General features: G+C 38.0%; 7 protein-coding genes. 3 read left to right on the top strand and 4 right to left on the bottom strand.

What is annotated here, in order from left to right; genetic code table 11:
• Positions 1-17: 17 nt before the first annotated feature.
• Together M3204_RS04670 and M3204_RS04675 are read right to left on the bottom strand one after the other, a co-directional pair.
• The gene (locus M3204_RS04670) at positions 18-767 is read right to left on the bottom strand and encodes a L,D-transpeptidase family protein (protein ID WP_285856897.1); all 750 of its coding nucleotides are present in this window, start codon (positions 765-767) and stop codon (positions 18-20) included.
• A gap of 511 nt (positions 768-1,278) precedes the next feature.
• Positions 1,279-1,575 carry a cell wall-binding repeat-containing protein gene (locus tag M3204_RS04675; protein WP_251479041.1) on the bottom strand — a complete coding sequence of 99 codons (297 nt, stop codon included), beginning with the start codon at positions 1,573-1,575 and terminating at the stop codon, positions 1,279-1,281.
• A 13-nt stretch (positions 1,576-1,588) separates the two neighbouring features.
• Here M3204_RS04675 and M3204_RS04680 point away from each other — a divergent pair, with 13 nt between their 5' ends.
• Positions 1,589-2,017 (top strand): S8 family peptidase, encoded by a 429-nt coding sequence (locus tag M3204_RS04680; protein ID WP_251479043.1) that lies wholly within the window; start codon positions 1,589-1,591, stop codon positions 2,015-2,017.
• A gap of 497 nt (positions 2,018-2,514) precedes the next feature.
• Here M3204_RS04680 and M3204_RS04685 read toward each other — a convergent pair whose 3' ends face one another.
• Together M3204_RS04685 and M3204_RS04690 are read right to left on the bottom strand one after the other, a co-directional pair.
• Positions 2,515-4,101 carry a cell wall-binding repeat-containing protein gene (locus M3204_RS04685; RefSeq protein WP_251479045.1) on the bottom strand — a complete coding sequence of 529 codons (1,587 nt, stop codon included), beginning with the start codon at positions 4,099-4,101 and terminating at the stop codon, positions 2,515-2,517.
• Positions 4,102-4,190: 89 nt separating this feature from the next.
• Positions 4,191-6,110, bottom strand: a complete 1,920-nt coding sequence (locus tag M3204_RS04690) for a cell wall-binding repeat-containing protein (protein WP_251479047.1) — start codon at positions 6,108-6,110, stop codon at positions 4,191-4,193.
• A gap of 458 nt (positions 6,111-6,568) precedes the next feature.
• On the opposite strand from M3204_RS04690, the gene M3204_RS04695 reads away from it, so the two are divergent.
• A complete protein-coding gene (locus M3204_RS04695; RefSeq protein ID WP_251479049.1) occupies positions 6,569-7,219 on the top strand; it encodes a helix-turn-helix domain-containing protein in 651 nt (216 codons plus the stop codon).
• A 107-nt stretch (positions 7,220-7,326) separates the two neighbouring features.
• On the top strand, positions 7,327-7,626 hold the full coding sequence (locus M3204_RS04700) for a hypothetical protein (RefSeq protein ID WP_251479051.1): 300 nt from the start codon (positions 7,327-7,329) through the stop codon (positions 7,624-7,626).
• Positions 7,627-8,000 lie beyond the last annotated feature (374 nt).

The following is an 8,000-nucleotide window of genomic DNA, read 5'->3' on the forward strand; positions in this document are numbered from 1 at the left end:
ATAGGGATTTATCCCATTCATTTCATTCCAAGTGCCTTTTTGGTGGCTGGTCCAACTACCCCGTCGGCCTTCAGTTTTTTGGCTTTTTGGAATTTCTTCACGGCTGCTTCAGTAGCCGGTCCGAATACTCCGTCGATCCCCTTCGTGCTATAGCCCTTGTTTGTAAGGAGCTTCTGCAATTCCTTAACTTCCGCACCCTTCATGCCTTTTTTCAGGACTGAGCCTGCAGGAACGGCATACACTGGCACAGAAGCCCCGCCAGTAACCTTATATCCATTAGCAGCTGCAATAGCATTAAAGGACTTTTTAGAAGTAGTGATGATTACAGGGGTATTGACCTTTACCTGCTTATAAAGCCATTCCACTTCTTCATCGTACATTCGGATGCATCCGCCACTCACATATTCGCCTATCGATTTAGGATTATTGTTGCCGTGAATTGCATAAGTTGTTCCCCAAGTCCCTCTCGCATTTAGACCAAGCCATCTATTGCCAAGTGGGTTCCTTGGATCTCCACCAGGGATATTCCCGCTGTAATATGGTCGATTCTTAATTTTATTAACTATTTTGAACTTTCCCTCCGGTGTATATGAAGGTTTCCGACCGGTACCCACTTTGAACGTTTTTACTAGTTTATTATTTTGATAATAAGCTAGTTGATTGTTCGACTTATTGATAACAATAATGTCTCCGCCCGCAGCCAATGCTGGTGCCTCAAAGAACACCATGGATACAAGAAGCATAATACAAATAATGAATTTTTTCATACCCCATCCCCCTTGAGTTCCAAACTGATTTAAATATTGCAGGACCAACTTGCCTGAATGGCTTTTTTGCAAAAATAGCCGATGGCATGCATTATTTAAAACGTTTTTTACACTCTTATAAACGTATTTCCCTTACAATAGTTACATATATTACCGTTAAATGGTAAAAATTTTTTCTTGTTTTTGTGACAAAATGATTATTTTTATGTCGTTTTTTGGAATGGTAGTCAATTTTACATATAATGCTCTAATAAAATGAAGTCATCAAAGTACTTATTGAAACTGAGAGGATTTTGGAAATTGGGTATTTTAATATTACTGAGGGTGATTTAGAAGCACAGGAAAGGCTCCGTTTCATAAAAATACATATTATTACAGGTCTTGAAACGCGATTACCGTCCCTTTATTTTGATCCAAAAAAAATAATAAAATAGAAAATAACCAACCCTTTTTAGAGGATGGTTATTTTTTGTATCTGCTATTGCCAACTTGCTAACTATTATCAGATTTACTATTGAACAACTTGATTCATAACAGAATCCTTTATTCCCCCGCCGATTTGGTGTACAAACTTTGTTGTCATGCCATTTAATACGGTTTGTTGCTCTGGATGCAATCCTTTTTGTGAGACGAGTAGAACAGGAACTCCCATCTTGGCTGCCAATGGTCCGGCTGTCAGAGCATCCACCAGCAGTTTCGTTTCCTTCTTGGAGTCGAGGATTGTTTGCAATGTTGCTCCCTTATAGAATTTCTCTAGCACTTTGGCATTTGTAGCATTACGATCCTGGCCGCTAATACGGTTGTTCAACACGCTCTGCTTAGTGAAGGAATCCATCTGGCTGAGTATATTTGGCGATATTACCCCAGTACCACCTATAACGGCAGGTAACGATGCTGTAAGTGGGGCTCATTATCCTTCTTCATACGAAAATGTTATTTCAGTCAGTTCAACAACTAGTAACGATGATTTGTCTTATTTATCCAATTATGGTTCTGACATCGATATTGCTGCTCCAGGTTCATCAATTCTTTCGACGGTTCCAAATGGAGGCTATGCATGGAAGAGCGGAACGTCCATGGCTTCTCCTGTTGTAGCCGGGGTTGCTGCCCTGATTTTGAGCAATGAACCTTATATATCGAATAACGACCTAGCCAATCGTTTACTCGAAACAGCTGACGATTTAGAAGTTATTCATATTCCTCCTCTTATAATTCAGCGATTCAATATGCATATCAGAACGGGGTGCTGATTGTTGCACAAGCCCTTGTACCTTGCCGACTTGAGAATCAACAATATCATAGCTTTCTAAATTAGTAGCTTTAATCCCAGAGTCAAGCTTTACAAGCACTCGATCAGTTTTTAGTTCACCTTTTACAGTTACCTTTGAATTTTGGACATTAGCATTTGCTGATGCCAGACCCTCTGCAAATGGATGTCAAGACCTGGTAAGGTTCTTCGCGTTGCTTCGAATTAAACCACATGCTCCACCGCTTGTGCGGGCCCCCGTCAATTCCTTTGAGTTTCAGCCTTGCGGTCTCTCCTAACCTCAGCTTCCTAGCTGCAAGAATCGCTGCAATCAAAAAGAAAAATCACCATCCATCTCCAGATATTAGTAAATATCAACCAAACTATTTCGACTGCCGAATGAAACACCATCCCTATGTCTCTCGTCGTTGTATTTCCAATAAGCTACATCAAAAAAACTGAAAAAAAGAGACAGAATCCATTCTGCCTCATCAATCATCATTATTGAATTAGTGACCAAAGTTCATCTTCAATGTCCAAACTCACTGCCCCTGGTCCACCAATGATGGTGTACCATAACACTTGTTCATCACCAAAGAGTGCCTTTGCCGCAGGGTGAAGTGTCTTTGGAGTGGTTAATACAATGGGCTCCTTGTAAAATCCCGCCAGGACTGAACCTGATAGTGCATCTGCAAAGTTAGTACCGGTTGTCACAAATGAAGAGTCAATTCCCGCTGAAAAGAAGTATTTTGATACGTTCGCTGATGTTTCATACCGGTTTTGTCCGCTGATCCGAACAGGGTCAGGTAATTGTTTAAAGACATTCTCTGACACTGCTCCTGTCCCGCCAATAACAAATGTATTTTTATATTTTTTTGCTTCAGCTGTCGTTGAAACAGGCAGTTTATTTGCCTCAGTTAACAGGATTGGGGTACCACTTATAGCAGCATATGATCCAACAGATAGGGCGTCAGGATAATTTTGTCCTGAAACTACAATAGAAGTATCTTGTAATGGCAGCTTTTTTGCAATCTGCACAGCAGTTTCATACCTTGTGCTTCCTGCAATTCGTTCAACTGTTATTCCAAGAGTATTCTTGAGGTAGGCTTCAATCGCCTGGGACACAACTCCAGTACCGCCAATGATAGTTACCTTTTCTACTCCCAGATCATGAATTGCTCGAATAACAGAATTCGGCAATGAATTCTTTGTTGTGAGCAAAATAGGCGCATCTAAATAGTAGGCTAACGGTGCTGCAGCCAGGGCATCCGGGAAGTCTGTTCCAGTTGCCAATAAAATTTCATCGGCACCACTCCCGTACCAACCCTCATAAGCAACATTCACAGCAGTTTCATATCTATCCTTACCAGAAATTCTATCTATACCTGGTTCCCTAATCATTGTAGTGAATCTGTATTGTTCGCCTCTTGTTGTATCGTAGTTGTCCGTTAACTGTAAATAATAAGTACCAGGTTCTAAAATAGCCTCAGCATAAAACCCACCTTCATCATCAAATGAACTACGCACCTCGGGTAAGTGCTCCCTAGTTCCATCTGAGTGTTCTTTATAGATCACAATACTGATTTCACCATTTACACTAGTGAAAGTTTCTAACATTGCACCATAAAGAAGAAAGCCCCCTCTTTTCGGAATGGTTATCTTGTACATATCCCGATCTGATGAACTCATCGTTCCAGTGACCTCGTCCTCAAGTGAGATTGAATTTGCTTCGGTAAAATAATCATTTGGTTCTTTTTCATTAACAAGTTGAAAATCTTCATCATTTTGCAGGTTCAATGGTTTTTCCGCAAAACCATAGTTTGCTAATGCTGGACGGGAAAATGAAGAAGCTGATAGCAAAACAATAGCAACTAAAAACAATATACTTCTTTTCACAATTTTTCCTCCATAGTAGATTATTAATCTTACGTTTTTCTTAAAGTGAATTCCTAAAAATAATAGTATAAGAAAAGGCACTTCAAATCGCTCGAATTCTGTCGAAATTAAAAAAATATTATCTTCAATCTCCCTTTTTATAAAAGAGTTAAGAATGCTATCACGGGATGTATTAGTTTCGTATTTCATCATACTACTACCTTTAACTGATACCTAAAACGGTTTATCTCAAAAAAGGAGCTCCTATTAAAAGAGGCTCCTCCTTGACTGGGGCCAAACATCTATTGAACAACAACATTAATGACAGAATCCTTGATTCCCCCACCGATTTGGTGTACAAACTTTGTTGTAATGCCGTTTAAAACGGTTTGTTGCTCTGGATGCAATCCTTTTTGTGAAACAAGTAGTACCGGGACTCCCATTTTTGCGGCCAATGGACCTGCTGTCAGGGCATCCACCAACAGATTTGTTTCGGATTTTGCGACTAGAATTGTTTGCAAATTAGCTCCTTTATAAAACCTTTCAAGGACCTTGGCATTCGTAGCATTACGATCCTGGCCGCTAATACGATTTTTTAACACACTCTGCTTGGTGATGGAATCCATCTGGCTGAGAATATTTGGCGATATTACCCCAGTACCACCTATAAAGTAAGCATTCGCTAAACCTTCTTGTTTCAGCCAGCTGAATGTAGCAGCAGGAACTGTGTTTTTATTCGCCAGAATGATCGGCTGCTTTTTCAATCCAGCCTGTGCTGCTATCGATAATGCGTCTGGTTCACCCCATCCGTAGGCGAGATGCACGGTATCAACATCAATGATTTTATCCAGTTCCCTGGCAATCATCAGAGATGTTTCATATCTATCCTTACCGCCAATACGTGTCACCTTATAACCTTTGGATTTCAACTGGTTTTCTACAGTTGTAGAAATGACACCGGTACCGCCAATCAAAATAATCTCTTTTGCCCCTAATCTCCTGATTTCCTGAAGCGTTTCATCAGGCAGCAATGTCCTCTTCGTTAAAAGTAAAGGAGAATTTTTTGCAGAGGCAAGAGGAGTTGCTGTAAGTCCATCGACAATGGCTTCACCATTGCTTAATAGGACTGTTCCTGATGTTTTCCATCCCATTCTTGAAGCTTCAATTGCTGTGGTATACCTTGTACTCCCAATTAAGGTCTGTAGTTTCCTTTTGACTGTTATACTTGCGGCTTCACTTGTACTTCCTGAACTATCTACTGCATAAACTTTAATTAGCTTCCCTGCTGTATGGTGATCTATACTTACAGAGAAGTTCCCCTTTTCGTTAGCAAATGTACGTGCAATTTCTTTTCCGTCTACTGTAATAACAACGGTTGACCCAGGGTCGGATGTGCCTACTAAATTACTTTCTCTATCTGTTATTTCTTGGACTGTGGGAACATTTGGTTTTTTATAATCACCTTGATTATTTACATCAAAGTTTAATACATAATCCCTTCCATTCCAGTAAACAGAAGTGTTGCCCGCGTTATCTACTAATGAAATACTGTCTACTCCCCATTTTCCTGCTTCTGCATTTTCTCCTATACTGATTGTATAAGTGTATCTTCCTTCAGCATCGGGACTCCATATATTCTTACCAAAACTCTGATTTCCAGAAGGACTTTTCACGACAATTCCTGCATATTGTACCCCTGATATATCATTCCTTGGATCTATGAAAACAGTAATTTCTTCACCCGCACTTATAGTACTTTTATTAATTTCTACTTTTGCTAGCGCTGGACCAGTAGTATCTTCGTTTGTATTAACTACATCAAAATTCAAATCATAATCTCTGCCATTCCAGTAAACAGAAGTGTTGCCCGCGTTATCTACTAATGAAATACTGTCTACTCCCCATTTTCCTGCTTCTGCATTTTCTCCTATACTGATTGTATAAGTGTATCTTCCTTCAGCATCGGGACTCCATATATTCTTACCAAAACTCTGATTTCCAGAAGGACTTTTCACAACAATTCCTGCATATTGTACCCCTGATATATCCTCCTTTGGATCTATAAAAACAGTAATTTCTTCACTCGCATTTATACTGCTTTTATTTATGTCTACTTTTACTAGCTCAGGACCTTCAAGATCTTCCATTGCATAAGTCCTTTTTACAAAGACCAAGCTTACTAATAACAAGAAAGACAGAGTTATTGTGAAATATTTTCTCATTAGAAACACCTTTCAAATAAGCATATTAATTGATCAGGATATAAATATTTACTATTGTCACTTTTTTATTATCGACATTTTTTCAGAGTTATTTATACCCAGTATTTGGTTGAAAAAGCAAGTGAACAAACGTTAAATGCATGTAATTTATAAACTAAAGCAAATAAAAGGGGACAACAGAGTCGTAAATCCTCATTATAAATCCCAAGAACGATTTTCTATCGGAGTGAAAATATACTGAGGCCCTTTAAAACACAATAAAAAAAAGAACTCCGAACCATTAATACAATGGTGCACATCACCGTCCCCATGTCTCTCCTGATATAGGAATGGTTTATTAATCCGAATAGGATACGAAAATCGTCACCGCGCCTCACCTAGAAACAATTTTTCTACTTCTTTTAAAGATAAAAAGTACCTATAATACTGATATCTTACTTTTTTGGAGGGGTAGCAGATTGACAAATGAACAAATGGAGGATTTTTCGGAACTGGATAATATCGTTATAAAAGCAACTAGTCGAAGAATAAAATTCTTGGTACAAAATCAGTGCATTTCTCAATCACAATTAGCAAATCTTTTGGGAAGAGAACCCAAAACAATCTCTAATTATTATTGTGGAAAATCCCTTCCAGATAAAAAAGATTTAATCATACTTTCCAGAGTTTTAGGAAAATCTTACGATGAAATATTGGTTTTCAAAGGCGATTTAGAAGGATACCAACGGATCGACCATAATAATATTGAGTATGAGGATAAAAGCGAAACAATATCTGATGCGATCAACAGGTCAAAAAAAGAAAGCAAATTATTTAATCCATACTCAAAGGGCTACGTTAATATTCGCAATTTAGAAGAGGCAGGGTTTTGTTTACTGTTTTTCTCTTATAAATCCGAGCAGGATATTCGCAATAGAATGATGGATGAATTGCTTTCTGGTAAAGGAGTTCATAGCCCATATATGCAACATATTTATGAGTTTTATATTTGGCGTAAGTTATCAAACAACCTGAAAGCTATATGTAAAGACCAATTTGCCTATTACCGTGGTGAAAAAGAAGAGAGCCCTTCATACTCGACGTGGATTGCTTTTGTAAACAAAGAATAGGAGTTTCTATAGAAACAAAAATCATTTAATCGGATTTTTTCAAATGAACCGTAATATCAAAAGCTATTGAAGTGTTTGATGCAGAAATGAATGAGATGGTGGACCATGTGTTTGACTTAATTGGAATACCAAATGAGGAATCTAACAATAAATATGATACAAAGAATTGGACAAGAGATGTTTGTACCAATTTAATAAAGATAGCAGCTAAAAATGAAAAATATGTAGAACCTGCTGTTGAATTAATATCTAAATGGAAATGTTTAGATGATTACACCTCGAAAGTTGAAACAAGTACTTGGTTTAGTTATTCTAAACTACTCGATGAACATCTAACTGGATATAAACAATGGCACCAAGAGCAACGAAACAAGGATAAAAATAAGGGGAAAAGCAAAACAGCATAGTTTAAATTTCAAATAAACAAAACTATACTAGTTATGCTTTTCTAATGTTCAATTAATCTATGCTTACCTTCAATAAGTACTGATCAGAACATACTTTCGAAACACTAAAACCGTCCCTGGTTTTCGAACCCTCCCTGTGTTTTTCGCTTCCACACTGAAACACTAGAACCGTGATGTGCACCCCTTAAAGTAGAGGTTGAAAAACAACTAGTTTGGAAACCATTTTAAGGGGTGATTAACATGCCGAAAAAAGGCCAAATCTATAAAAACTACACTATGGAAGTTAAAATCAGAGCTGTTGAACTAAAAAAGGAAGGTCGTTCTTATTCTCAGATTGCCAATGAATTAAATATTAATACCAGTACCGTGAAGAC

Origin of the sequence: Mesobacillus subterraneus (assembly GCF_023715485.1) — a bacterium.
Lineage (GTDB): Bacteria > Bacillota > Bacilli > Bacillales > Cytobacillaceae > Mesobacillus > Mesobacillus subterraneus_B.